This window comes from Trinickia soli, from assembly GCF_002879855.1.
GTDB lineage: Bacteria > Pseudomonadota > Gammaproteobacteria > Burkholderiales > Burkholderiaceae > Trinickia > Trinickia soli.
This window is the reverse complement of record NZ_PNYB01000006.1, coordinates 124,543-151,356: the sequence shown is the minus strand read 5'-3', so window position 1 is coordinate 151,356 and position 26,814 is coordinate 124,543. Positions and strand designations below refer to the sequence as shown.

Sequence of the window (26,814 nt, the reverse complement as noted above, 5' to 3'; positions counted from 1 at the left end):
CCGGACTTTTCAGTCATCGCACCGATCGCCGTTGAGCGCACAACGGCGCCTCGTGAATCGCCTATGTATGCACCGCCGCGGCCCGCCGGCGCGCGCGTTTGGAAACGGCATTCACGTGCGCCCACCGAATCACGGGCGCGATGACCCGAACGCCTGGACGTGCCAGCACGCCTTGTATGCGTGCGAGCGCGCTGAAACCGAGCATCGTCTGGGCCCATTCCGGTAGCAGATCGACGCCCGCGTTAAGCATCAATCCCACGGCCGGCCGCATGAGCGGTCGATCGGGCGGCGCCGCATGGCGCAAAATTCGGACGACCTCATGCGTCCGGGGGCCGGCTTCGAGCTCGGGCCGCATCGCGACCAGATAGTCGGCAACCTGGGCGCGCGTTTCGGGTACGTCCGACGCGCCGAGCAGCCTGGCGATCAGTGCGACCTCCGCGTAATAGCGGTCCTGTTCTGCCGACGCCAGCGATGGCTGGACGTAGCGCAGATAGGCAGCCAGAAAGCTCGACACTTCGGCGACGTGCACCCAGGTGAGCAGCGCTGGATCATCGGCGCGGTAAGGCCGGCCATCGGGCGCCACGCCCGTGACGCCAAGATGGATGCGCTTGACGCGCTCGATCAGGGCCAGCGCGTCGTCGCGCGCCCCATAGGTCGTGCCGGCAATGAATGTGGCGGTGCGCCTCAAGCGGCCGCGCATGTCCGTGCGAAACGTCGAGTGATCCCAAACGCCAGCGAGCGCCAATGGGTGCAGCGCTTGCAGCATCAACGCACTGACGCCGCCGATCATCATCGATGTGAAATCGGCATGCACGCGCCAACAGACGGAATCGGGGCCGAACAGGCCCAGGTCGCCGGGAGGATTGTTGTAATCGAGCGTAGGACCGCTGCCGCTCGTGACACTGAGCACGCTTTGTGAAATCCGCTGGCGCAGCCGCAAGACAAGCGGGGACAGCGGCGTATTTCGCCCGTCGTCACGCTGATTAGCCGATTCGGACATCGCTCTCTAACCTCGATGCGCTGCAGTGCCGTGGATGCTTTGCGTCTGTGTTGCTTTAGCGAGGTGTGCGCTTACGCCTTGTTTTCGTCATCCCACAGCGTACGCACGGTGCTCGACGCATCGGGTGCGGCCAAGCCGAAATGACGGTAGGCGGCAAGCGTCGCCACGCGGCCCCGCGGCGTGCGTTGCAAGAACCCCTGCTGAATCAGAAACGGTTCGAGTACGTCCTCGATCGTATCGCGCTCCTCTCCGATTGCTGCGGCGAGGTTATCGACGCCGACCGGGCCGCCGTCGAACTTGTGCAGAATCGCTTCGAGCAGCTTGCGATCCATCAGATCGAAGCCGACCGGGTCGACATCGAGCATGGCTAGCGCGGCATCGGCGACGGGCGCCGTGATTGCGCCGTCGGCCTTCACTTCCGCGTAATCGCGCACGCGGCGCAGCAAGCGATTGGCGATCCGCGGCGTGCCGCGCGAACGCTTGGCGATTTCGAATGCGCCGTCGGGGTGAATCTGTGCCCCGAGCAGCGACGCCGAGCGCCGCACGATGCGCGAGAGCTGTTCCGCGTCGTAGAACTCCAAACGGGCGACGATGCCGAAGCGGTCGCGCAGCGGGTTCGTCAGCATCCCGGCGCGCGTCGTTGCGCCGACCAGCGTGAACGGCTGCAGATCGAGCTTCACGCTGCGCGCGGCCGGCCCTTCGCCGATCATGATGTCGATCTGATAGTCCTCGAGCGCCGGATAGAGAATTTCCTCGACGACGGGTGAAAGCCGATGGATTTCGTCGATGAAAAGGACGTCGTTCGCTTCGAGATTCGTCAGCAACGCAGCGAGGTCGCCTGCGCGTTCGAGGACGGGGCCCGACGTCTGCCGCAGGTTGACGCCCATTTCGCGCGCGATGATGTGGGCGAGTGTCGTCTTGCCGAGACCGGGCGGCCCGAACAGTAAAACGTGGTCGAGTGCTTCCGAGCGGCGCCTTGCCGCTTCGATGAAGATTTCGAGCTGCCCGCGCACCTTTTCCTGCCCGACATACTCGTCGAGCTGACGCGGACGCAACGCGCGCTCCAACGCCTCTTCATGCGTGGAAGCAGGCGTGGCGGAAATGATGCGCTCGGCGGCGAGCTTATCGGTTTCGATCATGAGCGCAATTGTACCGCGCGCGCCGGCCGCGGCCGTCAAGCCTTCGACAACGCCTTCAGTGCGAGCTTGATGCCTTCGGAGACGCCTGTGCCGGCCGGCACGTGCTTGATCGCCGCGAGGGCTTCTTTCTCTGAGTAGCCCAATGCGAGCAGGGCGTTCAGGATGTCCGAGGCGTGGTCGGACGGCGAAGCTGCCGCCGCCGCGGTGCCAAGGTCGGCGCCAAGCTTGCCCTTCAGCTCGAGCATCAGCCGCTCGGCCGTTTTCTTGCCGATGCCCGGCACGCGCGTCAGGCGTGCGGCGTCCTGCAGCGTGACGGCCTGCGCAAGTTCCTGCACGCTCATGCCCGACAGCACGGCCAACGCCATCCGCGCGCCGATGCCACTGATCTTGAGCAGCTCGCGAAACGTGGAGCGCTCCTGCGGTGTGCCGAAGCCGTAGAGCAGATGGGCGTCTTCGCGAACGATGAACTGCGTCAACAGGACGATTTTCTCGCCCACCGAGGGGAGGTTGTAGAACGTGCTCATCGGCACGTCGACCTCATAGCCGACGCCGTTGCAATCGACGAGCAGATGAGGCGGATTCTTTTCGAGCAGGATGCCGGCAATGCGACCGATCATGGCGGGTGACGCTTAGCGTGACGATGGTTGAGAATGATCGATAAGAACCTGATGAAGCACACAGCTGACGTGAAGCTTGCGATAAGCGGCACGCCGGCAATGACCTCGTCTTCGCCTTCAATTCCAACGGCGCCGTACAGGCGGAACGGCGGGATCAAGAGCTTCCAGCGGGTTTCCCCGTTATCCACGCGACCAACTGTGTCGAAGCTCGTAAGCACGAGAAAAACGGGCGCCGTGAGGCCAATGGCGAGCACGAACTGTAGCACCAGACGTTTCATCTGACGTCAACCGTTCCGAAATATTTGCTGTTCGTGTCTGGAATGAGCCGGATTGCTTGGGACAGAAGGAAGGATGCGGTCATGGGACGCTCCAGAGCGGATCGTCTCGCAGTCTGCCGTCCCTACGGGGGGTCCCGATCGGATTGCCGAATTTTCGGACGTGGTCGGAGCCCTTTGGCGCGTCCCCGGCGGACTCACCCCACGAGCCGCCCGCGCCGCACGCGCAGGCCCTTCCTGGCCAGCGCCGGTGCGATGCCGCCCAGCGTGTCGAGCGTGTTGCCGCCGTGGGCGTGGCAGATGGCCATGCCGAGCGCATCGGCGGCGTCGGTGCCAGGCACGCCCGACAGGTTCAGCAAACGCACGACCATTTGCTGCATTTGCTCTTTCGTTGCGCGGCCGTAGCCGACCACGGCCTGTTTCAACTGCAGCGCGGTGTATTCGGCCACCGGCACGCCGCCGGCCACGAGCCCGCAAATCGCCGCGCCGCGCGCTTGCCCGAGCAGCAGCGTCGATTGGGGATTGACGTTGACGAACACCTTTTCGATGGCCGATTGGTCGGGCGCGTGCTCGCGGATCAGCGCCGAGACGCCGTCGAAGATCGTGCCGAGACGGGAGGGCAGGTCGCCGTCTGCGGTGCGAATGACGCCGCTCGTCACGTAGGTGAGCCGCTGCCCCGACTGGTCGATGACGCCAAAACCCGTGACGCGCAAGCCGGGGTCGATGCCGAGAATTCTCATGAACAAAAACCGGACGAAGTGCCCGAGATACTACAACGAACGGCGCGCCGCGCCTAATGCGGTGCGGGTAGCCCGGTCAGGTGACCCCGTCCGCGGAGACGGGGTCACCTGACCTTTGCCGTGAAGCCCTTTGCGTCGCACCCCTGACTTCATCGACGACGTATGGCCTATTCAAGGATTTTCGCCCTCAGCCTACGCTTCATGTGCCCGTCACTCTTATCGACGGAACAAGGAGAAAACATGTTCGACATTATCACCACCGAGCCGGACGATTCCGCTGTGCAGACGGCGATCAATACCGTTGCGCAAGATAAATCGAATGTCGTTTCGGCGAAAGGTAGCTATGTCCTGACTACGCCGACAGCGAGTCACACGGAGGGCGGCGGCGGCGAGGACCGTAACGTGCTCGTCATCATTGGCCACGGATCCGCGAACAGCTTGAGCGATTGTCAAACCTGGGCGTGCTACAAGAAGCAGTTTTCTCATTTGAACATCGAATGGGACAAGAAGACCTCGGTCTATATCGTTTCGTGTTCTACGGCGGGGCAGTCGTACTCGGCTTTCGTGCATGGCAATTTCGCGCGGGAGGTCAAGGCTACGTTTCCGGAAGCGACCGTGTGGGCCTCGTCGACGCCGGTCAATGCCAGAACGCTGGAAGGGGATTGGGAGAAGCTGTGATGCAACGAGATGCTCGTCGGTGAAGGTCGGGTGCCCACAGGCGGAGCTGCGGCTCAAAGCCTGCCGCGCGCTTCGATCGGCCAGATATCGACGAGCACCTCACCCTCGACGACGTGATACCGGTCGTACAGATTCACGGTTGGGTCGCAATGCGGCGTGACAAATTCGATATGGGCGCCCAGGGATGGGCGGTGCTCGCTGGCGACGATGAGCTTGCCATGTTCGTCGCCGAAGAATGCATACGAGGACGGCCCGTTCACGCCGCGCGCAACGATGGGCACGCCGCTGTCGGTCGCGAAGCTTTTGGTGCCGGCGTCGACGGTGACCCAGGCATCGGCCTGCGTGCTGACCACCGTGCTTTGAACGAACAGCGCCGTCTCGAACGGCGTGTCCTGTCCATCCTCAGCCAGAACTTGCGCGTACTCGGCATCCATGAACACATACGAGCCCGGTTGCATTTCGGTGAACACGCCCGCGGCGGCGTCGGCCTCGTGAGTGCCCGTGCCCACGCCGGTGACGATCTCGACGGGCATGCCGGCCGATTCGAGTGCGGCAACGAGCCTGGCGACGGTGTGGCTCAATTGCGCGGCCGCTGTATTGCGGCGCTCGCGCCCTTCGATATGTTGCAGATGCCCGCCATATGCCTGCAAGCCGCGCAGCCGCAGCGAACCAGTGTCGTTGATCGCCCGGGCGAGCGCGAGCGCAGCGTTTTCGTCGACGACGCCCGTGCGGTGGTAGCCCGAGTGGTAATCGATCAGTACGTCGAGCGGATACGCGAGCCGGGCGGCCAGCACGGCGAGCTCGGCCACGTTGCGGGCGTCGTCCACGACGACCATCAATTGCCGCGGGCCCGCCTTCTCTGCAAGCTCAACGAGGCGGCGCAGCTTGTTCGAACTGACGACAGGCGACGTGATGAGTACACCCGGCACGCCGGCCTCAACCATCGCCTCAGCTTCGCCCAGCGTCGCACAGCTCACGCCGAGTGCGCCCGCGTCGATCTGCATCTGTGCGATGCGCGCCGATTTGTGGCTCTTCACATGCGGGCGCAGCCCGACGCCGTGCCGTGCGGCCGTCGTTGCCATCTTTGCGATATTGCGCATGAGGGCTGCGCGATCGAGCACGAGCGCGGGCGTGTCGAGCCTGTTTCGACTGCCGGCAACGCCGATCAGATAGGCGTTCGGGCCAAGGGCGGGTGCGCGTGTCAAGTGCGACTCCTAGAGGTGCGATCCAACGACTTTACCGAAAAACGATCCGGGCATGCGTTGATGGACGCGCGCATCGATCAGCACCTCTCGTAAGCTCGCGAAAGTGATGCCGGCGGCCGTGGCTTTGTCGGCGATACCGGCGAGGGCAGCGCTAACGTCTTCGTTCGTGCCCGGGGCAGGGCGCAAGCGGCGCATGAAGTGCATGATGCCCCCCGCGTCAATGCCTACCGCGAGCAGAAAGACCACTTCGTATTCAAGTGGCGAAAGCTGTCCGAGGCCGTGGACAGCTGAGGCATCGGCGCGCTCGATACTGCATCCGAAACCGAACTGCGCCCAATAGCCGGGGAACAGCGCAGTGAATCGCTCGAGACTCGTTTCATAGGCACTGTAGACGATGCCCAGCACCGATTTCGTCGGATGGTGCTTCAGCAAGAACTTGTCGAATACGAGCGCGGTGAGCCCGGTTTCATACCGGTGGATGTTAAGGACCGATGTTGTTGCACCAGGATTGCCGCTTTCCAGCAAGTCGCGATCTTCGCGCACGAAGCAATCGGCGAATCGTGCAGTGCCTTCGCAGGGCATGTCGCGATCCAGGCGACCGGCCACGTCTTTGCCATAACGCAGGCCCACGATGCGCGCGTATGCGTCGCTGGCCGTCAGGTGGCGAGAGTGAATGTCCTTCGCGCCGACTATCGCCCCGCTGCTTGACGACGCGACTTCGATCGTTCGCGCAAAGCGCTCGATGAAGGACTGATGTTCCTCGATGAAAGAGTGGGACTCAGCGAGCGAGTAGGTCATGGGTCGCGTTTCGGTTTGGGGAGGGAGTCGAGCCTGCCAGAGTGGGCCGCGCTGGGTGAGTCTCGCGAAAAAAAACAGACCATCGGAGGGGACGGACTCGCTTCGCGCACAGCGGGGACTCACCAGACCGGCGCAACCGGCCCCGATTCGCCAGACACAAAAAAACCCGGCCGCAGCCGGGTTTCGTCGCAGGCGCCTCAGCGCTCGCTGCGGTCAATCCATGCGCGGTCAATGACGGAAGTGGCGCACTCCGGTCACGACCATTGCGATGTTGTGCTCGTCGGCCGCTGCAAGGACTTCGTCATCGCGCATCGAGCCGCCCGGTTGGATCACGCAGGTCGCACCGGCCGCGACGACGACGTCGAGTCCGTCGCGGAACGGGAAGAACGCATCCGACGCCACGGCCGAACTCTTCAACGAAAGCCCGGCGTTCTCCGCCTTGATGCTCGCGATACGTGCCGAGTCGACACGGCTCATTTGACCGGCGCCGACGCCGAGTGTCATGCCCTTGCCGCAGAACACGATCGCATTCGATTTGACGAACTTCGCGACGCGCCAGGCGAACATCAGATCGTCCATTTCCTGCGGCGTCGGATGACGCTTCGTGACGACGCGCAGGTCGCGCGGCAGCACATTCTTCGCGTCGGGCGACTGCACGAGCAATCCGCCGCCGACACGCTTGAAGTCGTACGTGTTGTGGCCCGCGCCCAACGCGATTTCGAGCACGCGCACGTTTTGCTTGGCGGCCAGCACCTGTTTGGCGCCGTCGGTCAGCGACGGCGCGATCAGCACTTCGACGAACTGCTTCGACACGGCCTGGGCTGCCGCTTCATCCACTTCGCGATTGAAGGCGATGATGCCGCCGAACGCGGACGCCGGATCGGTTTGGAACGCCTTCTCGTACGCTTGCAGCGGGCTCTCGCCGACCGCCACGCCGCACGGATTCGCATGCTTGACGATGACGCAGGCGGGCGCATCGAACGTCTTCACGCATTCCCACGCCGCGTCCGCATCGGCGATGTTGTTGTACGACAATTCCTTGCCCTGCAATTGGCGGTAACCAGCCAACGCGCCGGCCGGCAGGGTCAGGTCGCGGTAGAACGCCGCGCTTTGATGCGGATTTTCGCCGTAGCGCAAATCCTGCACCTTTTCGAAGGCGAGGTTCAGCGTGTTCGGATAGGCGACGCGCGACGAATGCTGCAGCGCCTCGGTCAGGCTCGTCAGATAGTTCGTGATGGCGCCGTCGTACTGCGCCGTGTGCGCGAACACCTTCGTCGCCAGTCGGAAGTTCGTCTTGTAGCCGACCGAATTGCCGTTCGCACGCATTTCTTCGAGCACGGACTCGTAGTCGGCCGGGTCGACGACGACGGTGACGTCGCGGTGGTTTTTCGCAGCCGAACGCAGCATCGTCGGACCGCCGATATCGATGTTCTCGATCGCGTCTTCGAGCGTGCATTCATCCTTCGACACCGTCGCAACGAACGGGTAGAGGTTCACGACGAGCAGGTCGATCGTCGGAATGTCGTGCGCCTGAAGCGCGGCCATGTGCTCGGGCAGATCGCGGCGCGCGAGGATGCCGCCGTGGACCTTCGGATGCAGCGTCTTGACGCGCCCGTCGAGCATCTCGGGAAAGCCTGTGTAGTCGGCCACTTCGGTGACCGGAAGGCCGGCTTCGGCGAGCAACTTCGCCGTGCCGCCCGTCGAGAGAATCTTCACGCCGAGCTCCGACAGCGAACGAGCGAATGGCACGATGCCGGACTTGTCGGAGACGGAAATGAGCGCTTGCTTGATCATGATGAGAACGATGGCCGAAAAGAGACGAGGGTGGCGCGCGTTACAGCAATCCGTGCTGCTGCAGCTTCTTGCGCAACGTGTTGCGGTTGATGCCGAGGTAATCGGCGGCCAGCGACTGATTGCCGCCGGCCCGCTCGAGCACCACCTCGAGCATCGGTTTCTCGACGCATGACATCACCATGTCATAGACGTCGTGCGGATTGGCGCCGTCGAGATCCTGGAAGTACATGCCCAGGCTGTCGCGGACGCATTGTTCGATGTTGTGCTTGCTCATGCTGCTAAGGGTTCGTTTCGGTTCGGCTCGGCGCGCCCGGCTTCTTCGTCGACATAGACGAGGCGGTCCGACAACGCCTGCTGCTCATCGAAGAAGGCGTTGACGGCGTCGAGTTGGTCGCGTGTGGTATCGAGTGTGTTCATCCGGTGCCGGAATGCATTGGCGCCGGAAAGGCCGCGAGTGTACCAGCCGATGTGCTTGCGCGCCGTGCGCACGCCCGTGAATTCGCCGTAAAACGCGTAGTGATCCTCGAGATGCTCGTTCATCACCTGCCGGATTTCGGCGATGCGTGGCGGCGGCAGCAACTCGCCCGTCGCCAGGAAATGCGCTATCTCGCGAAAGAGCCACGGGCGCCCCTGCGCCGCCCGGCCGATCATGATGGCTTCGGCGCCCGTCGCGGCCAGCACGGCGCGCGCCTTGGCAGGCGAATCGATATCGCCGTTCGCGACGACCGGAATGCGCACGGCCGCCTTCACGGCCGCGATGGTCTCGTATTCGGCTTCGCCATGATAGAGATCGGCGCGCGTGCGGCCGTGGACCGTCAGCATCGAAATGCCCGCGGCCTGCGCCAGTTGCGCGATGCGCACGGCATTGCGATTCTCGCGGTTCCACCCGGTGCGGATCTTCAGCGTCACGGGCACTGCGTCGGGACCGACGCCGACTGCGCCGACAACCGCTTCGACGATGCGCACGACGAGCGGCTCGTTTTGCAGCAGGGCCGACCCGGCCGCGACGTTGCAGACCTTCTTGGCGGGGCACCCCATGTTGATGTCGATGATCTGCGCGCCGTTATCGACGTTGTAGCGCGCCGCCTCCGCCATCATGGACGGGTCGGCGCCCGCGATCTGCACGGCGATCGGCTCGACCTCGCCGGCGTGGTTCGCGCGGCGCATGGTTTTTTCGCTCTTCCACAGCTGGGCGTTCGACGCGACCATCTCGGACACGGCATAGCCCGCGCCCAGCCGTTTGCAAAGCTGGCGAAACGGCCTGTCGGTCACGCCCGCCATCGGGGCGACGAACAGGTTGTTGCGCAGAGTGTGCGAGCCGAGCGTTGGCATCATGGAAAGGAGCGGCCGCTCGCGCGGTGACGGCGCGGGCGCTCGAAGGCGAACAGGGAAACGCGTATTTTACCGTTAACCTGAAACCGCGAGCGCGCGGGCCGGTACGAACGACATCTGCCGCCCGCGTCCGGTGCGACCCGGCCACCCGCCACCAGCCGATGCGGCTAGCGGCGCTGGCCGAACATCATCTGGCGCGCGAGCGCCATCTTCGCAGGCGGCACGCACTCGAGTGCTGTCAGCGCGAGACCGCGCAGCGCTGCCAACGGGCCAAAGTCGAGCGTGAACAGCCGCGCGAGCGTGTCGGTGGCGCCGATCGTCAGGCGACGGTCGAACGCACGCCGGCGCGCAAATTCGGCCAGTGCCGCGGGCGTTGCGCCGGCTCGCCCGAGCGCATCGGCAAGCGCATGGGCATCGCGCAGCCCGAGGTTCAGCCCTTGGCCGGCGACGGGGTGCAGCGTTTGCGCCGCGTTGCCGATCGAGGCAATGCGGCCCTCGACGAGCGTTTGTGCAGCGACGAGCCCGAGCGGGAATGACGCCCGGCCTCTGATCGATTCGAAGCGGCCCATGCGCTCGCCGAACGCGGCGCCCAGCTCGTCGAGCAGTTCCGTATCGCCAAGCGCTGCGCGACGCAGCGCTTGCTCCGGCTTCATACACCAGACGAGCGCATAGTCGGCTTGCCGCACGCCGCCCATCGGCAGCAGGGCGATCGGACCTTCGTCGGTGAAGCGCTCCCAGGCGACGTGCGGTTGCGGGGCCGAAACGGTGACTGTGCCGACGATGGCCGTTTGGCCATAGTCGCGGCTGTCGTGCCTGGCAACGAACGCGGAATGCGCCGGAGCAGCGGCAGGCGGCACATCGCGTCGTGCGCCCTGGCTGCGCTGTGCGACGGCAGCGCCGGGTTCGGCTTGCGTTCGAGCGACGTCCGACGCCTTGTCATGCCGCTTGCCATGCCCTTCGCCATAGAGTCCGCCTTCGGCGTTGATCAGCACGCGCGTGCGCAGCGTGCGCTGCACGTGGGCGCTTTCGATCGGCAGCGTGACGTATTCGTCGCCGGCTTCGACGCGCGGCGGCAACGCACGGCACGACGTGAACCAGTGCGTGCCGGTTCGCCGAACGGCGAGCGCCAAGGCATGGACGATCGAGCCGTAGCGGGCCACGTAGCCGAGCGCCGGCAGGGCGTGCTCGGTACGCTCGATCAGGGTCCGGCCGAAGTGCCCGCGCTGCGACACATGGATGCGCTCGATTGCGTTGGCGTCGGCCGGCCACGCCCCTAACGGTTCGAGCAGCATCCGGCTGCCCTCGGAGACTGCGATCGCGCGCGGATCGCCGGCCGCCGCCTCGGGTTCGCGTGCATCGACGAGCGCGACCGATAGCCCCGCGCTCGCGCTGCGCCGTGCGAGCCAGGCCGCCAGTGCGAGGCCGACCGGCCCCGCGCCGACGATCGTCACGTCGAATTCGTGCGGTGACTGCAGGGGACGAACGTCGCTCATGGGTTCAGGCCGGGGTTTGGATCCTGACGACCGTCGCGCATGATCGCCTCGATCGCGTCGGCTTCGACGGGCACATCGCGCGTGATCAGCACGCAGCCGTCGTCGGTGACGATCGCGTCGTCTTCGATACGGATGCCGATGTTCCAGTAGGCTTCGGGCACGTCCGGCGCGGCGCGCACGTAGAGCCCCGGCTCGATGGTCAGCGCCATCGAGGGGCGCAAGCTGCGCCAGGGCAGCGCGCCGGAGGCGTCGGGCAGCGCGGTGCGTTCGCGGTAATCGCCGCAGTCATGCACGTCCATCCCGATCCAATGACCCGTGCGGTGCATGTAGAAGCGCGAGTAAGCCCGTTCGGCAATGACGTCTTCGACCGACGAGAATTTGGTGCGATCGACGATGCCGGTATCGAGCAGCCCCTGCGCGAGCACGCGCACGGCCGCGTCGTGAGGCGCTTCGAAGCTGACGCCGGGGCGCGTGGCGTCGATCGCCGCTTGCTGAGCGGCCAGCACGATGTCGTACAGCTCGCGCTGCGCCGGCGAGAAGCGACCGTTCGCCGGGAACGTGCGGGTGATGTCGGAGGCGTAGCCGTCAAGCTCGCAGGCGGCGTCGATCAGGACCAGATCGCCGTCGCGCAGGATCGCGTTGCCGGCGGGATAGTGCAGCACGCAGGCATTGGCGCCGGCTGCAACGATCGACCCATAAGCCGGGGCTTGCGCTCCCTGGCGGCGGAAGGTGTAGAGCAGCTCGGCTTCGAGTTCGTACTCGCGCATGCCCGGGCGGCACGCCTGCATGGCGCGGCGGTGGGCCTGGGCCGAAATGCGCGCGGCTTCGCGCATGATCGCAAGCTCGTGGTCGTCTTTGACGAGGCGCATATCGTCGAGCAAAGGCATCGCATCGACGAGCCTGACCGGCGCGGCGATTCCGCTGCGACCTTGCGCCCGCACGGCTTCGAGCCAGCGCCGGACCTGGCCGTCCAGCTCGGCGGAGCGACCGAAGCCGTAGTAAAGCGCCGGGGCATCGCCGATAATGCGCGGCAGTTGCGCGTCGAGTTCGTCGATCGCAAACGCGGCGTCGAAGCCAAACGCTTCGCGCGCGGCCTCGGGCCCGTAGTGGAACCCTTCCCAGGTTTCGCGTTCGGCGTCCTTGGTCCGGCAAAAGAGGATCGAGGACGGCTCTCCCGCCTGCGCCGTCGCGTCGAGGACGAGGAACGACCGGGGTTCCGCGAAACCGCTCAGGTAGTAGAAGTAGCTGTCATGCCGATACGGATAATCGGTATCGCGATTGCGTAGCGCTTCGGGGGCCGTCGGCACGAGCGCGACGCCACCGCCGGCGGCGCGCATGGCGGCGAGCAGGCGCTCGCGCCGCGCTTGATAGACGGAGACGGCAATGGGAAATTCAGTCGGCGTGTTCATGGCGCGATTGTACTGCTCAATGGGCGCCACCTAGCGGCACGGCTTGGCGCCGCCGCGGAAAGTCACGGGCACGACGCCCGGTGTCTCCTGCGTCAAATGGATATGATGCGACGCGCTTGCGCCGATTTGGGCGTCGGCGACGTTATACTCTTTCTCGCACTTCAAAGGGCCCCCGAACTGACGTTGTGCGCGCGGCGCGTCGCCGGCGCCGCGCCAGCGCGCCGCGCGCACGACGCGGTCGGTATCAAAGCCAATTCCGGGCGGTCCCGCGTTTTCTTGAGAGAAAGTCAGATGATGAAATTAATCGGTTCGCTCGGGAGCCCGTACGTCCGTAAAGCGCGGATCGTGCTCGCCGAAAAGAAGATCGACTATCAATTCGTGCTCGAAGATGTCTGGTCGCCCGACACGACCATTCATACGTTCAATCCGATTGGCAAGGTGCCGTGCCTTGTGATGGAAGACGGGGAAGCCGTGTTCGATTCGCGCGTCATTTGCGAATACGTCGATACGCTTTCGCCTGTCGGCAAGCTGATCCCGCAGTCGGGCCGCGAGCGCGTCGAGGTGCGCTGCTGGGAGGCGCTGGCCGACGGCATGCTCGACGCCGCCGTGCTGATCCGCCTGGAAGGCATTCAGCGCGAACCGGGCCAGCGCAACGAAGGTTGGGTGACGCGCCAGCAGCGCAAGATCGAGGAGGGGCTCGTGGCGATGTCGCAAGGCCTCGCCGGCAAGCCGTGGTGTGCGAACAATCACTACTCGCTGGCCGACGTCGCCGTCGGCTGCGCGCTCGGTTATCTTGACTTCCGGATGCCCGATCTGGGCTGGCGAGAGAAATATCCGAATCTCGACAAGCATCTGGCCAAGCTGTCGCAGCGCCAATCGTTCATCGACACCGTGCCCGCCTGACCAATGCGCCCGGCGCGCCGCGCCGGGACAGTCTCAGGCCACCACCGCCACGGGTGCGAGCGGTTTGGGCGAGAACGATTCGCTGCTCGCAAGCGGCCACCATTTCTCATAGAGCGAATAGCGGTACTTGCCGTTGACGAGGTCGTTCGGCTCGAGATACTTGAGCAGCTCCGACATCAACTGCACTTCGTGAGACGAAACGCGGCGCACGATGTGATGCGCCCGCAACTGCGACGGGTGAGCGAGCCCCGCGGCCTGCACGATTTCCTGCAGCGCATGCAGCGTATTGCGATGGAAATTGAACACGCGCTCGGATTTATCGGGCACGACGAGCGCGCGTTGACGCACGGGGTCCTGCGTCGCAACGCCGGTCGGGCAACGCCCCGAATGGCAGGTCTGCGCTTGAATGCAGCCCACGGCGAACATGAAGCCACGCGCCGAGTTGACCCAGTCGGCGCCGATCGCGAGCGTGCGCGCGATATCGAACGCGGTGATCATCTTGCCGCTCGCGCCGATGCGGACTTTCTCGCGCAGGCCGATGCCGACGAGGGTGTTATGCACGAGCAGCAGGCCCTCTTGCAGCGGCACGCCGATGTGGTCCGTGAATTCGAGCGGCGCCGCGCCCGTGCCGCCTTCGGCGCCGTCCACGACGATGAAGTCGGGCACGATGCCTGTCTCGAGCATGGCCTTGGCGATCGCGAAGAATTCCCACGGGTGGCCGATGCAGAGTTTGAAGCCGGTCGGCTTGCCGCCTGCGAGCGTCCGTAGCTGGTCGACGAATTCGAGCAGGCCGCGCGGCGTCGAGAACGCGCTGTGCGAAGCGGGCGAGATGCAATCCTGGCCGATCGGCACGCCGCGCGCCTCCGCGATCTCGGGCGTAACCTTGGCAGCCGGCAGCACGCCGCCGTGGCCCGGTTTCGCGCCTTGCGAGAGCTTCACTTCGATCATCTTGACTTGCGGATCGCGCGCTTGCCGCGCGAATTTTTCGGCGCTGAACGTGCCGTCGTCGTTGCGGCAGCCGAAGTAGCCCGACGCGATTTCCCAGATGATGTCGCCGCCGTGCTCGCGATGGTATTTCGACAGCGAGCCTTCGCCCGTGTCGTGGGCGAAGCCGCCTTTCTTCGCACCGAGGTTCAGCGCCCGGATCGCGTTGGCCGACAGTGCGCCGAAGCTCATCGCCGAAATATTGAAGATTGACATCGAGTACGGCTGCGCGCGCTCGGGCCCGACGACGATGCGGAAATCGTGCGAAGGGAGCTTGGTCGGGGCGAGCGAGTGGCTGATCCATTCGTGTGCCACAGCCTTGACGTCGAGCTCCGTGCCATAGGGGCGGCTGTCGGGTTCGTTCTTGGCACGCTGATAGACGATGCTGCGTTGAGCGCGTGAGAACGGTTTTTCTTCCGTATCGTCTTCGACGAAGTATTGACGGATTTCCGGCCGGATGAATTCGAAGAAGAAGCGCAGGTGGCCGGCGATCGGGTAATTGCGCAGGATACTATGGCGTGCTTGCCGCAGGTCGAACACGCCGACGGCGATGAGCGCGGCCGGGATCAGCAGCCAAAGCCACGAGATGGCGTGGCGCGCGGCGAGCAGGGCGCCGGCCGCGGCCAGCAGCAGGGCGCACCAGAGCGCGAAATAGCGTCGGGAAAACATGGGCATGCTCCTGGGCGGCCCCGCGGAGAAGGTCGCGCGGTGAGCCGGATGAAGAGATGCGCAAGTTTAATCGGGAACGATCAGCGTGGGGCGCGTAGTGAGCAGAGTACGGTTGCGCTTCGCTCAATTATTGGCCGTGGCTGCGCGCGTCGCGGCCGCTGTCGGCGCCCCGGTCGTTTCGATGATCCCGCCGCCCAGGCAGATGTCGCCGTCATACAAAACGGCCGACTGCCCCGGCGTCACGGCCCATTGCGGCTCGTCGAACGTCAAGGCGAAGCGTTCGCCGTCGCCATTCGCATCGGCCGCACCGAACGCACAAGTGGCATCGGCCTGCCGGTAACGCGTCTTCGCCCCGAAACGCAGGCCGGCGTCGGGCGCGGCGCCCGCCACCCAACTCGTGTTGCCCGCCACGAGCGTGCGCGAGAGCAGCCACTCGTGGTCGTGCCCTTGCACGACGTAAAGCGTGTTGTTCGCCATATCCTTGCTCGCGACGAACCAAGGCTCGCCGCTGCCGGCTTTGCTGCCGCCGATGCCGATGCCTTTGCGTTGTCCGAGCGTGTAGAACGCGAGCCCGACATGTTCGCCGACGACCTTGCCGTCGGGCGTCTTCATCGGCCCCGGCCGGGTCGGCAGGTAGCGATTGAGAAATTCGCGAAACGGCCGCTCGCCGATGAAGCAAATGCCCGTCGAATCCTTCTTCTTGGCATTGGGCAGGCCGATCGATGCGGCGATCGCGCGCACTTCGGTTTTCGGTATCTCGCCGAGCGGGAATAAGGTTTTCGACAATTGCGCCTGATTCAGCCGATGCAGGAAGTACGACTGATCTTTCGTGAGGTCCGTCGCTTTGAGCAACTCGAAGCGGCCGTCCACTTCGCGCACGCGCGCATAATGGCCCGTCGCGATCGTCTCGGCGCCGAGCGCCATCGCATGGTCGAGGAACGCTTTGAACTTGATCTCGGCGTTGCAGAGCACGTCGGGATTAGGGGTGCGGCCGGCAGAATACTCGCGCAGGAACTCGGCGAAGACGCGCTCCTTGTACTCGGCTGCGAAATTGACGGCCTCCACATCGATGCCGATCAGGTCCGCGACCGAAACGACATCGATCCAGTCCTGCCGGGTCGAGCAGTACTCGCTATCGTCGTCGTCTTCCCAATTCTTCATGAACAGGCCGACGACGTCGTAACCGGCTTGCTTGAGCAGCCAGGCCGTCACCGACGAATCGACGCCGCCCGACATCCCCACTACGACTCTTTGCTTTCCCATTGAACGAATGACCGACTGCTTGGCTGTTACCTGCCGTTGAGAGGCCCGACCGAGTGCGTATGCACGAAATCGAGCGGAAAACGCCGGCCCGCGAGGTAATCGTCGAGCGAGCGCATGACGAGCGGCGTGCGATGGCGCGCGCGACAGGCGCGCAGTTCCTCGGCCGTGAGCCACAGCGTGCGGACGATGCCGTCATCGAGTGAACCCGCCTCGGAATACGTGCCGGGCTGGCCGCAAAACGTGAAGCGCAGATACGTCGCGCCGCCGTTGGGCCGATCGACGTGCATCATGTAGGCGCCGATCAGCGCTTGCGGGACGAACCGGTGCGCCGTTTCCTCGAAGGTTTCGCGCACGACGGCGTCGACCAGCGTCTCCCCCGGTTCGAGGTGCCCCGCGGGCTGATTGATGCGCAAACCTTCCGACGTTTGCTCCTCGACGACGAGAAACCGCCCCTCGCGTTCGACGACGGCCGCTACGGTAACGTGCGGCGCCCAGCGTTCCTGTTTCATGGCCGCCATTTTAACGTCTCGCGGGCCGCGCTGCCGCGAGTGCCCGCTTGCGGTGCGAACCGCGCCCGGTTCCCGGTGCGCCCCCCGAGTAGTCGAGCGTTTGCTTCCGCTTGTCCCTCTCTCGTCTCTCGCCTGTCTCTTTATGGCACCGTTTTTCATCGCCGCGGGCGACTTCGGTTAAAGTGACGCTCAGTGCGCCGCCTACGCCCGCGGCGCGCATGTCGCCATCAGTCTGACGCCGCCATCAGCAGCGTCGCTCGATCCTGTCGTATGCCGCAGGACGCCGGGCGACCACCATGCTGGGGCGGCCAAGCGTTTCAATGCAGCCGTGTAATCGTATTCAAACGATGGAGTCGGCGCAGCATCGTCGGCCCCGTCTTCGCTTCATTCACGAGCAGGTGAGGAGGAATCAACGATGCACATCGGAGTGCCAGCCGAGACGCGCGCGCACGAAGCGCGCGTGGCCGCGACGCCCGAGACGGTGAAGAAGTACGTCCAGGCCGGGCATCGCGTCACGATCGAGCGCGGTGCGGGAGCTGCCGCCAGCTTTACCGACGACGCTTTTGCGGCCGTGGGCGCCGAGCTTGTCGAAGCCGACGCGGCCTTCAGCGCCGACCTTGTCCTGAAAGTCCAGGCGCCGAGCGAAACCGAGCTTGCGCTCTTCAAGCGCGGCGCGGTGCTCGTCGGCATGCTCGATCCGTTCAATCCGTCGAATGCCGAGCACGTCGCACAGGCAGGGTTGACGGCCTTCGCGCTCGAAGCCGCGCCGCGCACGACGCGCGCGCAAAGCCTCGACGTCCTGTCCTCGCAGGCGAACATCGCCGGCTATAAGGCCGTGCTGATCGCCGCCGATCTCTATCCGCGCTTCATGCCGATGTTGATGACGGCCGCCGGCACGGTGAAGGCCGCGCGCGTGCTGATTCTCGGCGCCGGCGTCGCGGGTCTGCAGGCGATCGCCACGGCGAAGCGGCTCGGCGCCGTGATCGAAGCCTCCGACGTGCGTCCCGCCGTCAAAGAGCAGATCGAATCGCTCGGCGGCAAGTTCATCGACGTGCCCTATGAGACCCAGGAGGAGCGTGAAGCGGCCGAAGGCGTCGGCGGCTACGCGCGCCCGATGCCGCCGTCGTGGCTCGCGCGCCAGTCCGCTGCGGTTCACGAGCGCGCCAAAGCCGCGGACATCGTCATCACGACGGCGCTGATTCCGGGCCGCGACGCGCCGACGTTGCTGTCGGCCGAAACCGTACAGGCGATGCGCCCCGGTTCGGTCGTCGTCGATCTGGCCGCGGGCCGCGGCGCCGAGCTGGCCGGCATGCCCGGCGTGCGCGGCGGCAATTGTCCGCTGACCGAGCCCGACAAAGTCGTGACCAAGCACGGCATCACGATCGTCGGTCATACGAACCTGCCGGCGATGGTTGCGGCCGATGCTTCCTCGCTCTATGCGCGCAATCTGTTCGACTTCCTGAAGCTGATCGTCACGAAGGAAGGCGCCTTGAACATCGACATGAACGACGACATCGTCGCGGCCACGCTGCTGGCCCGCGACGGCGCCGTGACCCGCAAGGCGGCATAAGGAGCGAGGCGATGGAAATCATCAATCACACCGTCATCAACCTGATCATCTTCGTATTGGCCGTCTATGTCGGCTATCACGTCGTCTGGAACGTGACCCCGGCGCTGCACACCCCCCTGATGGCCGTGACCAACGCGATTTCGGCGATCGTGATCGTCGGCGCGATGCTCGCCACGGGCCTGACCGTGGGCGGTCAGGCCAAGTTCTTCGGCACCTTTGCCGTGCTGCTCGCGGCCGTCAACGTGTTCGGCGGGTTTCTCGTCACGCGGCGCATGTTGGAGATGTTCAGGAAGAAGGAGCCCAGGAAGGCAACGAAGGAGGGTGCGTAAATGAGCATGAACGTCGTTACGCTGCTTTATCTGGTCGCGTCGGTCTGCTTCATTCAAGCGCTCAAGGGCCTGTCGAATCCGAAGAGCGCGCGCGCCGGCAACATCTTCGGCATGGCCGGCATGGCGATCGCCATCCTCACCACGATCGCGCTCATCGTCAGGCAGGCGGCGCTCTTGGGCTCCAACCTGACGCTGGGCCTGAGCCTGCTGTTCGCGGCGCTCGTCGTCGGCGGGGCGCTCGGCGCTTATGTGGCGGCGCGCGTCGAAATGACGAAGATGCCGGAACTCGTCGCGGCCATGCACTCGCTGATCGGTCTGGCGGCTGTGGCCATCGCTTACGCCGTCGTCAGCGAACCCGCCGCATTCGGGCTCGTGCCGCCCGATGCGCTCGATCCGTCGTTCCTGCCATACGGCAACCGCATCGAACTGTTCATCGGCACGTTCGTCGGGGCGATCACGTTTTCCGGTTCGGTCATCGCATTCGGCAAGCTGTCGGGCAAGTACAAGTTCCGCTTGTTTCAGGGTGCGCCGGTGGTCTATCCGGGCCAGCATCTGATCAACCTGATGCTCGCGCTCGGCATGCTCGGCTTCGGCATCATCTTCTTCCTGACGCAATCGTGGCTGCCGTTCATCATCATGACGCTCATCGCGTTCGCGCTCGGGGTGCTCATCATCATCCCGATCGGCGGCGCCGATATGCCCGTCGTGGTGTCGATGCTGAACTCGTACTCGGGCTGGGCCGCGGCCGGTATCGGCTTCTCGCTGAACAATGCGATGCTGATCATCGCGGGCTCGCTCGTCGGCTCGTCGGGTGCGATTCTGTCGTACATCATGTGCCATGCGATGAACCGCTCGTTCTTCAACGTGCTGCTCGGCGGGTTCGGCGCCGAGCCGGGCGCGGCCGCAGCGGGCGGTGCGGCGGAGCAGCGGCCCGTGAAGTCGGGTTCGGCCGAAGATGCTTCGTTCATGCTCGGCAACGCGGAATCGGTCGTGATCGTGCCCGGGTATGGCTTGGCTGTCGCGCGGGCGCAGCATGCGCTCAAGGAACTGACCGACAAGCTCATCGAGAAGGGCGTCGACGTGCGTTATGCGATCCACCCTGTCGCAGGCCGGATGCCGGGCCATATGAACGTGCTGCTGGCCGAGGCCGAGGTGCCCTACGATCTCGTCTACGAGATGGAGGACATCAACAACGAGTTCGGGCAGACCGATGTCGTGCTCGTGCTGGGGGCCAACGACGTCGTCAACCCTGCGGCCAAGAACGACCCGAAATCGCCGATCGCCGGCATGCCGATCATCGAGGCGTACAAGGCGCGCACGGTGATCGTCAATAAACGGTCGATGGCGGCCGGGTATGCGGGGCTCGATAACGAACTCTTCTATATGGACAAGACGATGATGGTCTTCGGCGATGCGAAGAAAGTCATCGAGGACATGGTGAAGGCGGTGGACTGAGGCTTGCACGCCGGCTGCTGCCTGCGCGGCGGCCGGTGCGGCGATAGAAGGGAAGCGCGGGGCCGGCGTGTTACCGACCGGCCGCCGCCGCCCGTTCGGACGGCGCTTCCACGCGCCGAAGGTAATCGGCGAGCCGTCGTCCTTCCATGTCGGGGAACGCTTCGTGTTGCTCGACATGTGTCATCTGCGCGATGTCGAAGTTGCGGAAATCGCTGCGCAGCTCGCACCACGCGCCGACCGTCCAACGTCCGCCCCAATAGACGAGACTGAGCGGCCAGATGCGCCGCTCGGTGAGTGCGCCAAGACGGTCACGGTAAGCGAAGCTCACGATGTGCCGCGTGTCGACGGCCTTGTGCAACGTATCGACCTTCTCGGAAAACGCCCGGTCCACATGAAACGATGGCGCGAAGACGGCGAGCCGCTCGAGCGTGGCGCGCTTGTCGGCCGGCATCGCTGACGCCACTTTTGCCAGCGCGGTGCGCGCGCCGCTCGCCAGCGCCGCGCCGCCCCACGTTTCGATCATGCGCGCACCGGCTGCGAGCGCCGCCAGCTCTTCGGCCGTAAACGTGAGCGGCGGCAGGCTGGCCGAGCGACTCAATCGATAGCCGATGCCGGCTTCGCCTTCTATCGGCACGCCCGACAACTGCAGATCGCGCACGTCGCGATAAACGGTGCGCGGCGAGACGCCGAGCCAGTCAGCCAATTGCTGCGCGGTGGTCAGGCGCCGGCCGCGCAGCAGTTCGGCGATCTGAAAAAGGCGGTCGGCGCGTCGTGTCATGGCCGCAGTTTAATGCGCAGAGGCCGACGCTCAACGCAGATGACGCGCATGCAGGCCGATGCGGTTGCCTTCGGTATCGATGAAGAAGGCGATATACCCGATGTCGTTCGGCAGCTCGACGATCGAGCCGTCGAGCTTTCCGCCAGCCGGCTCGATCCGATCGAGCGTAGTCTGCAGCGTCGGCTCGGCGTTCAGGTAGATGGTCACGCCGTCGCCCGTCACCGACGGACGCATGTCGCGCGGGTTGTGAACGATCGCGCCACCTGTCGCTTCTTCATCCGATGCGAAAACGGCCATCGGTACGCCGCCGAATACCTCGCGCCGCAGGGGGGCGTCCAGGGCGGCTTCGTAAAAGCGCACCGCGCGATGGAAATCGAGCGCGGGGATCTCGAACCAGGAAATGGCGCGCGTGGCGGTGGCAGCAGCGGTAGCAGTCATGACAGTCTCCGTCGAAGGTGGGCAAGCAGGCTGGGCAAGGCGCCGGATAGCGCGCGAAGGGAAGTCTGCGCCAGCGCTACTGACACCGTTCTGTCAGTAGCTTGTCCCTATTTTGCGGGGGCTGTCAGGAGGAGGCTTGTCGGGTGTCGGCTGCGGCCGTCACTGGGCGTCGGCGTCCTGCTCCGTTTGGCCCGGCCGCGACTTGACGCTGCCGGCAACGAGATCGAAGCGGAACAATCTGCACTCGAGCGCGCCGTTGAACAGCGGCGTCTTCGCCGATTCGCGAAGACGCATTTGCCCTGGCAGCGAGCGGTCGGCCGTCAGCACGAACGCGCGCCAGCCGGCAAAGCGCTGTTTGAGCGCATCGCCGAACGCGCGGAAGAATTCGCTGTCGGCGGCATCGGGCTGTGCGCGGCTGAACGCTTCGGCCGCCGGCTCGCGGCCGCCATGACGCGGCTCGCGCACCTCGCCGCGTGGCCCGCGTCCGCGCACGGCAATACGTTCGCCGTACGGCGGGTTCGCGACGATGATGCCCGGTTGTTCGCTTGGCGGCACGATCGCGCGCGCGTCGAGTTGTTTGAGCCAGAGGCCCGGCACGCCTGCGCGAGCCAGATTGGCTCGCGCCTTTTCGAGCATGTCGCCTGAAATGTCGCTGCCGAAGATCGGCAATGTCGACTTGTTCGCGCTGGCGGCGCGCTTGGCATCGAGTGCTGCGACCTTCATGGCCTGCCAGGCCGACACGTCGTATTGCTTGAGCTTCTCGAAACCGAAGCGGCGTTCGACGCCGGGCGCGACGCCGAGCGCGATTTGCGCGGCTTCGGCGATGAACGTGCCGCTGCCGCACATCGGATCGTAGAGCGGCGAGCCGGGCACCCAGCCGGTGATGCGCAGGATGCCCGCGGCGAGGTTTTCGCGCAGCGGGGCGGCGCCCTTGTCGAGACGCCAGCCGCGTTTGAAGAGCGGCTCGCCCGAGGTGTCGAGGTAGAGCGTGCAGACGGTCGCCGTCAGGAAAGCGAAAATGCGCACGTCGGGCTGCGCCGTGTCGACGCTCGGGCGTGCGCCGCTTACGCTGCGCAGGCGGTCGCAGACGGCGTCCTTGACGCGCAGCGTTGCGAATTCGAGGCTGCGCAATGGCGACTTGATCGCCGTGAGGTCGACCCGCAGCGTTTCGTTCGCCGAGAACCAGCGTTCCCACTGCTGCTCGGCGGCGAGCGCGTAGATGTCCTGCTCGTTGCGGTAGGGGCGTTCGGCGATCTTGAGCAGCACCCGGCTGGCGATGCGCGAGTGCAGGTTCGCCGCCATGCCGACGGTCCACCCGCCACGGAAATGAACGCCGCCCGGTACCTGCGCGCCCGCTTCGAAACCTGGCGCGCCGGCCTGGCTCGGGACGCGCTCGGCGATTTCCGCGAGCTCGGCGGCGAGCGCGGCTTCGAGACCGCGTGGGCAAGGGGCGAAAAAGTCGAACGGCGTGGGCGATGACATGGAAGAAAACCGAGCGTGCAAAGGCGTTATTGTACGCGGCCGGCTGAGGTGCGGCCGGCTCAGGTGCGGTCCGATCAGGTTGCGTCAGCAACCACCGACCGACACGGGTTCCAGGCCGCCCGCGGAGCACGGACTCCCCAGCGGCTCCGATTGGCTTGGACGACCGCCGTTTTACGAAGCTCCGCTGTTCTTTGCCGTCACGGGCGTCCCGACCGCGCAAGCATTGGCGCCAAGCGCCGGCGCCCGCCCGCCGGCCGCCAACACGCGCACGGTCGAAGCGATCGCATCGGCCAGCTCACCGACGGCTCGCCGGTGCCCAGCTACGAGCGCGTCGAAGCCCGGACCCACTGCTTCGGTCTGCACCGTATTGCAGGTGACGACGACCTGCGTGCGCAGCGAGCGCACGCTCCAGACGGCGTCGAGCACGGCGCGCGAGCCGGGCCACGATTCGAACCGCCGCACGTTGACGGCGATCCGGTAGACCGGCACGTTCTGCGGATGCGGTGAGTCGAACACGTCGAACGTGCCCAGCCGCGCCGCCAAATCGCCCGACAACGCGCGCCGCAACTCGTCGCCCGGCGGCGACGCCCAACGCTCCTGCTCGAGCACGGTCACGCGCGTCGCGTTGTCCTGCACGACGAGCTGATTGCGCGCGACCTGCGCCGGCATCCCGACCGTCGGCACTTCGATCAGAAACGCGGGCACGGTTTGAGCACCGGCGCTTTGCGGCGCCGCTTCGCTGCCGGCCCCGAGCGTATAAAACCGGCTCTCGGGCGGCGAAGCGCAGCCCGAGACGAGCATGGCACCGATCAGCGCAGCGCCGACCGCCACCGGCCGATACGACGTAAGCACGGCAAACACGCGCCCATTGCGGGCGAATCGAACGGGCTTCATGGTTGTTTCGGATCCTTGTTCTTGCCGCGCAAGAGCGATTCGGGGTGGCGCTCGAGATAATCGGCAAGCGCATTGAGCGTCTGCAGCGTCTGCGTGAGTTGAGTCAGCGCCTGGTGCATGTCCGATTGCAGGGGCGAATCCTGCTGCAGCGTCGACTGCGCCGCGCCGAACGTGTGCTGGGCCGCTTCCAGCGTCGCCCGCGCCTGCGGTGCGAGTTGCGTGTCGAGTTGCTTGAACAGACTGTTCGCGCTCTGCAGCGTGCCGTTGAGATTGTTGCTGATCTGGTCGAACGGAATCTGATCGACTTTTTTCGCGATATCGGCGATCTGCACCTGCAGCTCTTCGAGCGCGTTGGGCACGGTCGGCAGTTCGAGCGGCGAGCGGTTCACGTCGATCGAAACCGGCGCTGCTTTCGGGAACAGATCGAGCGCGATATAAAGCTGGTTCGTCAGCAGGTTGCCGGTGCGCAACTGGCCGCGCAGCCCATGGGCGACGAGCGAGCGCAGCAATTGTTTGCCGGCCGCTGCGCCGCCGTGCTCGACCGATTCACGAAAACGCGCGCCGAGGCGGTCGGGATAGAGGTTCATCGTGACCGGCATCGTGAAGTTGCGCGCCTTCGGATCGAATTGCACGCCGATCCCCGTCACTTCGCCGAGCTCGATGCCTCGGAAATCGACCGTCGCGCCAACCGACAGGCCGCGCAGCGATTGATTGAAGTTCATGACCACGGTGAGCGGCGGACCATCGGGCGCGCGCATGGCGTCACCCTCGTTCGCGGCCAACGTGAAGACGGTGTTGTCGGGCGCTTCCGCGCCGATTCGGTCGCCGGGCGGCGACTGGAAGGCCAGCCCGCCGATGATGACCGTCGCAAGCGATTGCGTGTTCAATTTGAGCCCGTTCGAATCGAGCCGCAGATCGACGCCGCTCGCATGCCACCAGCGCGAATTGAGGCTGACGTATTGATCGTACGGCGCGTCGACGAAAACGTCGATCGAGACGCCCGTGCCGTCCCGATCAAGCGAGAAGCCGACGACCTGGCCCACCTGCACGCGCCGATAGTAGACGGGCGAGCCGATATCGATCGACCCGAGCGAGGCGCCATGCAGCGAGAAACGCCGTCCTTTCTGATCGCCGGTGACGGCCGGCGGTTTTTCGAGTCCGACGAAGTCGGACTGCGATTCGTGAGAACGTCCGGCATCGACGCCGATGTAGGCGCCGGACAGCAGCGTGCCGAGCCCGGTGACGCCGGTCGAACCGATCCGCGGACGCACGATCCAGAAGCGCGTGTCCTCGACCGCGAAATCTTCGGCTTCCTTCGTCAGTTGGACCGAAACGAGCACGCGCGCGTGATCGCGCGAGAGCCGGATCGTCTTCACCGAGCCGATGTCGACATCCTTGTACTTGACCTTCGTCTTGCCCGGTTCGAGCCCTTCGGCGGTGGTGAAACTGATCGTGATCGTGGGGCCACGATCGATGACAGACTTGGCAACGAGCGCGATGCCGACCAGCGCCGCGACGAGCGGCACGAGCCACACGAGCGACGGCAGCCATCCACCGCGCGGCGCGGAAACGGGCTCGGGCAGATCGGGCGGCAACTCGGGGCCCTGCGGCGGGCCGCCGTTCGAGGCGGGGGGCTGTCCTTGCGGGCTGGTCATGTTTTCTTTCTCGTCCGAAAAGCGTGCGTGCTGCGGGCGTCCGCGCAATCCCAGATCAAACGCGGATCGAATTGGAGCGCCGCCATCATCGTCAGCACGACGACGCAGGCGAAGGCGAGGGCGCCCCAACCGGCCGTAATGACGGCGAGCGATTTGAAGCGTACGAGCGCGACGGTCAGCGTCACGACAAAGACATCGAGCATCGACCACCGGCCGATCCGCTCGACGATGCGATAAAGCTGCGTGCGCTCGAGCGGGCGCCAGTCGGAGCGGCGTTGTGTGGTCCACGCGAGCAGCGCCAGCACGCTGAGCTTGAGCATCGGCACGAGGATGCTGGCGACGAAGACGATCACGGCCAGCGGCCAGTCGCCCGACACCCAGAAATAGACGACGCCGCTCATGATGGTGTCGTCCTCGTTGCCGAACAGCGATGTCGTATGCAGCACCGGGAGCAGATTGGCGGGGATATAGAGAATCGCCGCTGCAATGAGCAGCGCCCACGTGCGCGAAATGCTGTCGGGGTTGCGCAAGTGCAGCGTTGCGCCGCAACGCGCGCAGCGCTGCTTGAGCCCCGGTGCGACGGCCACGCGCCGGCCGCCGGCCGGGACGTCGCGTGTTTGCACGTGTCCGCAGGCGTGGCAGCCGATCATGCCCGCACGGGCGGCGCTCACGTATTTCATGGCGCGCGCGTGCCCTGGCCCGTCGCCGGCGGCATGTCTCGCTGCCGCGCCGCGTCGCTCGTTTGCCGCTCTGCGATTGCGTCGGCGATATCCCATAGCGCCCGCGGATCGAACAGCACGACGACTGCCAGCATCAGTGTCAAGGCGCCGAACGCGAACAGCGCCGCTTCGGGAATGACGTGAGCAAGACTCGTCATCTTCACGATCGTCACGAGGATGCCGAGCATGAGCACTTCGATCATTCCCCAGGGCCTGACGAACTGGATCGCGCGCAGCACGAGATTGAAACCGGGCGGCACGACGCCCGCGCGGATCGGCATCAGGACGTAAAGCAGCGCGGTCAATTCGATAAGCGGAAACAGAATCGTCGAGCAGAAGACGGCGATGGCGACGAGTTCCATCCCCTCGTTCCAGAGCGCGACGAGCGCGCCCATCAGCGTCGTTTGCGACGTCACGCCGTTCAGGTCGAGTTCGACGATGGGGAACGTCTGGGCGATCAGAAACGTGAACAGCGCGGCGAGCGTCAGCGCGCTGATTCGTTCGAGCTGAATGGAACTCGGACGATAAAGCAGCGCCGCGCAGCGTGGACAGCGCGCACTGCCCTTGGCCCAATGGCGCGGTTTTCGCAACAGTGCGTCGCAGTCATGACAGGCAATGAGGTCGTTTCGGTTCATAGGCGTTGCATGTCGACTTCGTTGACCGGAGCCTTCGTCGCGCGGCTTCGA

General features: G+C 65.2%; 27 protein-coding genes. 5 read left to right on the top strand and 22 right to left on the bottom strand.

Going from position 1 to position 26,814, the window contains the following annotated elements; genetic code table 11:
- Nucleotides 1-61: 61 nt before the first annotated feature.
- The 5 genes from C0Z19_RS09115 to ruvC all read right to left on the bottom strand — a co-directional run bounded on the left by C0Z19_RS09115 (nt 62) and on the right by ruvC (nt 3,771).
- A complete protein-coding gene (locus C0Z19_RS09115) occupies nt 62-1,000 on the bottom strand; it encodes an oxygenase MpaB family protein (RefSeq protein ID WP_102609488.1) in 939 nt (312 codons plus the stop codon).
- Nucleotides 1,001-1,071: 71 nt separating this feature from the next.
- Complete coding sequence (gene ruvB / locus C0Z19_RS09110; RefSeq protein WP_102609607.1) at nt 1,072-2,139, bottom strand: Holliday junction branch migration DNA helicase RuvB; 1,068 nt, start codon at nt 2,137-2,139, stop codon at nt 1,072-1,074.
- A 35-nt stretch (nt 2,140-2,174) separates the two neighbouring features.
- Complete coding sequence (ruvA, locus tag C0Z19_RS09105; RefSeq protein ID WP_102609487.1) at nt 2,175-2,756, bottom strand: Holliday junction branch migration protein RuvA; 582 nt, start codon at nt 2,754-2,756, stop codon at nt 2,175-2,177.
- On the bottom strand, nt 2,753-3,034 hold the full coding sequence (locus C0Z19_RS09100) for a hypothetical protein (RefSeq protein ID WP_102609486.1): 282 nt from the start codon (nt 3,032-3,034) through the stop codon (nt 2,753-2,755). The genes ruvA and C0Z19_RS09100 overlap by 4 nt, the downstream gene beginning before the upstream one ends.
- A 194-nt stretch (nt 3,035-3,228) precedes the next feature.
- Entirely contained in the window at nt 3,229-3,771 is a 543-nt protein-coding gene (gene ruvC / locus C0Z19_RS09095; RefSeq protein WP_102609485.1) for a crossover junction endodeoxyribonuclease RuvC, read from the bottom strand.
- A 240-nt stretch (nt 3,772-4,011) separates the two neighbouring features.
- Here ruvC and C0Z19_RS09090 point away from each other — a divergent pair, with 240 nt between their 5' ends.
- Nucleotides 4,012-4,449: a hypothetical protein gene (locus tag C0Z19_RS09090; protein WP_102609484.1), complete on the top strand. Its 438-nt coding sequence runs from the start codon at nt 4,012-4,014 to the stop codon at nt 4,447-4,449.
- 53 nt (nt 4,450-4,502) lie between these two features.
- On the opposite strand, the gene C0Z19_RS09085 is transcribed toward C0Z19_RS09090, so the two are convergent.
- From C0Z19_RS09085 to C0Z19_RS09055, 7 genes are all read right to left on the bottom strand, one after another.
- Nucleotides 4,503-5,654, bottom strand: a complete 1,152-nt coding sequence (locus C0Z19_RS09085) for a DSD1 family PLP-dependent enzyme (protein WP_233196068.1) — start codon at nt 5,652-5,654, stop codon at nt 4,503-4,505.
- 9 nt (nt 5,655-5,663) lie between these two features.
- On the bottom strand, nt 5,664-6,452 hold the full coding sequence (locus C0Z19_RS09080) for a hypothetical protein (RefSeq protein WP_102609483.1): 789 nt from the start codon (nt 6,450-6,452) through the stop codon (nt 5,664-5,666).
- A gap of 228 nt (nt 6,453-6,680) precedes the next feature.
- The gene (gene purH, locus C0Z19_RS09075; protein WP_102609482.1) at nt 6,681-8,246 is read right to left on the bottom strand and encodes a bifunctional phosphoribosylaminoimidazolecarboxamide formyltransferase/IMP cyclohydrolase; all 1,566 of its coding nucleotides are present in this window, start codon (nt 8,244-8,246) and stop codon (nt 6,681-6,683) included.
- A 40-nt stretch (nt 8,247-8,286) separates the two neighbouring features.
- Nucleotides 8,287-8,520: a Fis family transcriptional regulator gene (locus tag C0Z19_RS09070; protein WP_102609481.1), complete on the bottom strand. Its 234-nt coding sequence runs from the start codon at nt 8,518-8,520 to the stop codon at nt 8,287-8,289.
- The gene (gene dusB / locus C0Z19_RS09065; RefSeq protein ID WP_102609480.1) at nt 8,517-9,578 is read right to left on the bottom strand and encodes a tRNA dihydrouridine synthase DusB; all 1,062 of its coding nucleotides are present in this window, start codon (nt 9,576-9,578) and stop codon (nt 8,517-8,519) included. Before dusB ends, C0Z19_RS09070 begins: the two co-directional genes overlap by 4 nt.
- Before the next feature lie 167 nt (nt 9,579-9,745).
- Nucleotides 9,746-11,071, bottom strand: coding sequence for a UbiH/UbiF/VisC/COQ6 family ubiquinone biosynthesis hydroxylase (locus tag C0Z19_RS09060; protein ID WP_102609479.1), 1,326 nt, complete (start codon nt 11,069-11,071; stop codon nt 9,746-9,748).
- On the bottom strand, nt 11,068-12,480 hold the full coding sequence (locus tag C0Z19_RS09055; protein WP_102609478.1) for an aminopeptidase P N-terminal domain-containing protein: 1,413 nt from the start codon (nt 12,478-12,480) through the stop codon (nt 11,068-11,070). The genes C0Z19_RS09060 and C0Z19_RS09055 overlap by 4 nt, the downstream gene beginning before the upstream one ends.
- A 291-nt stretch (nt 12,481-12,771) precedes the next feature.
- On the opposite strand from C0Z19_RS09055, the gene C0Z19_RS09045 reads away from it, so the two are divergent.
- Entirely contained in the window at nt 12,772-13,383 is a 612-nt protein-coding gene (locus C0Z19_RS09045) for a glutathione S-transferase family protein (RefSeq protein ID WP_102609476.1), read from the top strand.
- 33 nt (nt 13,384-13,416) lie between these two features.
- On the opposite strand, the gene C0Z19_RS09040 is transcribed toward C0Z19_RS09045, so the two are convergent.
- From C0Z19_RS09040 to C0Z19_RS29010, 3 genes are all read right to left on the bottom strand, one after another.
- A complete protein-coding gene (locus C0Z19_RS09040) occupies nt 13,417-15,036 on the bottom strand; it encodes an FMN-binding glutamate synthase family protein (RefSeq protein ID WP_102609475.1) in 1,620 nt (539 codons plus the stop codon).
- 123 nt (nt 15,037-15,159) lie between these two features.
- Complete coding sequence (mnmA, locus tag C0Z19_RS09035) at nt 15,160-16,299, bottom strand: tRNA 2-thiouridine(34) synthase MnmA (protein WP_233196067.1); 1,140 nt, start codon at nt 16,297-16,299, stop codon at nt 15,160-15,162.
- A 26-nt stretch (nt 16,300-16,325) separates the two neighbouring features.
- Nucleotides 16,326-16,808 carry an NUDIX hydrolase gene (locus C0Z19_RS29010; protein ID WP_233196074.1) on the bottom strand — a complete coding sequence of 161 codons (483 nt, stop codon included), beginning with the start codon at nt 16,806-16,808 and terminating at the stop codon, nt 16,326-16,328.
- A gap of 415 nt (nt 16,809-17,223) precedes the next feature.
- Here C0Z19_RS29010 and C0Z19_RS09025 point away from each other — a divergent pair, with 415 nt between their 5' ends.
- The 3 genes from C0Z19_RS09025 to C0Z19_RS09015 are packed head-to-tail and all read left to right on the top strand — an operon-like array spanning nt 17,224 to nt 20,162.
- Complete coding sequence (locus C0Z19_RS09025; RefSeq protein WP_102609472.1) at nt 17,224-18,378, top strand: Re/Si-specific NAD(P)(+) transhydrogenase subunit alpha; 1,155 nt, start codon at nt 17,224-17,226, stop codon at nt 18,376-18,378.
- A gap of 11 nt (nt 18,379-18,389) precedes the next feature.
- The gene (locus tag C0Z19_RS09020) at nt 18,390-18,707 is read left to right on the top strand and encodes an NAD(P) transhydrogenase subunit alpha part 2 (RefSeq protein WP_102609471.1); all 318 of its coding nucleotides are present in this window, start codon (nt 18,390-18,392) and stop codon (nt 18,705-18,707) included.
- The gene (locus tag C0Z19_RS09015; RefSeq protein WP_102609470.1) at nt 18,708-20,162 is read left to right on the top strand and encodes an NAD(P)(+) transhydrogenase (Re/Si-specific) subunit beta; all 1,455 of its coding nucleotides are present in this window, start codon (nt 18,708-18,710) and stop codon (nt 20,160-20,162) included.
- A 70-nt stretch (nt 20,163-20,232) separates the two neighbouring features.
- Here C0Z19_RS09015 and C0Z19_RS09010 read toward each other — a convergent pair whose 3' ends face one another.
- From C0Z19_RS09010 to C0Z19_RS08980, 7 genes are all read right to left on the bottom strand, one after another.
- Entirely contained in the window at nt 20,233-20,940 is a 708-nt protein-coding gene (locus tag C0Z19_RS09010) for a helix-turn-helix transcriptional regulator (RefSeq protein WP_102609469.1), read from the bottom strand.
- A 30-nt stretch (nt 20,941-20,970) separates the two neighbouring features.
- Nucleotides 20,971-21,378 (bottom strand): VOC family protein, encoded by a 408-nt coding sequence (locus C0Z19_RS09005; RefSeq protein WP_102609468.1) that lies wholly within the window; start codon nt 21,376-21,378, stop codon nt 20,971-20,973.
- 159 nt (nt 21,379-21,537) lie between these two features.
- Complete coding sequence (locus tag C0Z19_RS09000) at nt 21,538-22,860, bottom strand: THUMP domain-containing class I SAM-dependent RNA methyltransferase (RefSeq protein WP_102609467.1); 1,323 nt, start codon at nt 22,858-22,860, stop codon at nt 21,538-21,540.
- Between the two features lie 171 nt (nt 22,861-23,031).
- The gene (locus tag C0Z19_RS08995) at nt 23,032-23,754 is read right to left on the bottom strand and encodes a PqiC family protein (protein WP_102609466.1); all 723 of its coding nucleotides are present in this window, start codon (nt 23,752-23,754) and stop codon (nt 23,032-23,034) included.
- The gene (locus tag C0Z19_RS08990) at nt 23,751-25,409 is read right to left on the bottom strand and encodes a PqiB family protein (RefSeq protein ID WP_102609465.1); all 1,659 of its coding nucleotides are present in this window, start codon (nt 25,407-25,409) and stop codon (nt 23,751-23,753) included. Before C0Z19_RS08990 ends, C0Z19_RS08995 begins: the two co-directional genes overlap by 4 nt.
- Nucleotides 25,406-26,089: a paraquat-inducible protein A gene (locus C0Z19_RS08985; RefSeq protein ID WP_102609464.1), complete on the bottom strand. Its 684-nt coding sequence runs from the start codon at nt 26,087-26,089 to the stop codon at nt 25,406-25,408. The genes C0Z19_RS08990 and C0Z19_RS08985 overlap by 4 nt, the downstream gene beginning before the upstream one ends.
- Nucleotides 26,086-26,763, bottom strand: coding sequence for a paraquat-inducible protein A (locus tag C0Z19_RS08980; protein ID WP_102609463.1), 678 nt, complete (start codon nt 26,761-26,763; stop codon nt 26,086-26,088). Before C0Z19_RS08980 ends, C0Z19_RS08985 begins: the two co-directional genes overlap by 4 nt.
- Between the last annotated feature and the right edge of the window lie 51 nt (nt 26,764-26,814).

Coding starts and splice junctions, on each gene's coding strand:
- C0Z19_RS08990 (WP_102609465.1), bottom strand. CDS start 25,409: ATGACCAGCCCGCAAGGACAGCCCCCCGCCTCGAACGGCGGCCCGCCG.
- C0Z19_RS09025 (WP_102609472.1), top strand. CDS start 17,224: ATGCACATCGGAGTGCCAGCCGAGACGCGCGCGCACGAAGCGCGCGTG.
- ruvC (WP_102609485.1), bottom strand. CDS start 3,771: ATGAGAATTCTCGGCATCGACCCCGGCTTGCGCGTCACGGGTTTTGGC.
- C0Z19_RS09000 (WP_102609467.1), bottom strand. CDS start 22,860: ATGTCATCGCCCACGCCGTTCGACTTTTTCGCCCCTTGCCCACGCGGT.
- C0Z19_RS09010 (WP_102609469.1), bottom strand. CDS start 20,940: ATGACACGACGCGCCGACCGCCTTTTTCAGATCGCCGAACTGCTGCGC.
- C0Z19_RS09015 (WP_102609470.1), top strand. CDS start 18,708: ATGAGCATGAACGTCGTTACGCTGCTTTATCTGGTCGCGTCGGTCTGC.
- C0Z19_RS09045 (WP_102609476.1), top strand. CDS start 12,772: ATGATGAAATTAATCGGTTCGCTCGGGAGCCCGTACGTCCGTAAAGCG.
- C0Z19_RS09080 (WP_102609483.1), bottom strand. CDS start 6,452: ATGACCTACTCGCTCGCTGAGTCCCACTCTTTCATCGAGGAACATCAG.
- C0Z19_RS09060 (WP_102609479.1), bottom strand. CDS start 11,071: ATGAGCGACGTTCGTCCCCTGCAGTCACCGCACGAATTCGACGTGACG.
- ruvA (WP_102609487.1), bottom strand. CDS start 2,756: ATGATCGGTCGCATTGCCGGCATCCTGCTCGAAAAGAATCCGCCTCAT.
- C0Z19_RS09055 (WP_102609478.1), bottom strand. CDS start 12,480: ATGAACACGCCGACTGAATTTCCCATTGCCGTCTCCGTCTATCAAGCG.
- C0Z19_RS08980 (WP_102609463.1), bottom strand. CDS start 26,763: ATGAACCGAAACGACCTCATTGCCTGTCATGACTGCGACGCACTGTTG.
- C0Z19_RS09115 (WP_102609488.1), bottom strand. CDS start 1,000: ATGTCCGAATCGGCTAATCAGCGTGACGACGGGCGAAATACGCCGCTG.
- dusB (WP_102609480.1), bottom strand. CDS start 9,578: ATGCCAACGCTCGGCTCGCACACTCTGCGCAACAACCTGTTCGTCGCC.
- C0Z19_RS09005 (WP_102609468.1), bottom strand. CDS start 21,378: ATGACTGCTACCGCTGCTGCCACCGCCACGCGCGCCATTTCCTGGTTC.
- C0Z19_RS08985 (WP_102609464.1), bottom strand. CDS start 26,089: ATGAAATACGTGAGCGCCGCCCGTGCGGGCATGATCGGCTGCCACGCC.
- C0Z19_RS29010 (WP_233196074.1), bottom strand. CDS start 16,808: ATGAAACAGGAACGCTGGGCGCCGCACGTTACCGTAGCGGCCGTCGTC.
- C0Z19_RS09020 (WP_102609471.1), top strand. CDS start 18,390: ATGGAAATCATCAATCACACCGTCATCAACCTGATCATCTTCGTATTG.
- C0Z19_RS08995 (WP_102609466.1), bottom strand. CDS start 23,754: ATGAAGCCCGTTCGATTCGCCCGCAATGGGCGCGTGTTTGCCGTGCTT.
- C0Z19_RS09070 (WP_102609481.1), bottom strand. CDS start 8,520: ATGAGCAAGCACAACATCGAACAATGCGTCCGCGACAGCCTGGGCATG.
- C0Z19_RS09040 (WP_102609475.1), bottom strand. CDS start 15,036: ATGTTTTCCCGACGCTATTTCGCGCTCTGGTGCGCCCTGCTGCTGGCC.
- mnmA (WP_233196067.1), bottom strand. CDS start 16,299: ATGGGAAAGCAAAGAGTCGTAGTGGGGATGTCGGGCGGCGTCGATTCG.
- C0Z19_RS09100 (WP_102609486.1), bottom strand. CDS start 3,034: ATGAAACGTCTGGTGCTACAGTTCGTGCTCGCCATTGGCCTCACGGCG.
- purH (WP_102609482.1), bottom strand. CDS start 8,246: ATGATCAAGCAAGCGCTCATTTCCGTCTCCGACAAGTCCGGCATCGTG.
- ruvB (WP_102609607.1), bottom strand. CDS start 2,139: ATGATCGAAACCGATAAGCTCGCCGCCGAGCGCATCATTTCCGCCACG.
- C0Z19_RS09090 (WP_102609484.1), top strand. CDS start 4,012: ATGTTCGACATTATCACCACCGAGCCGGACGATTCCGCTGTGCAGACG.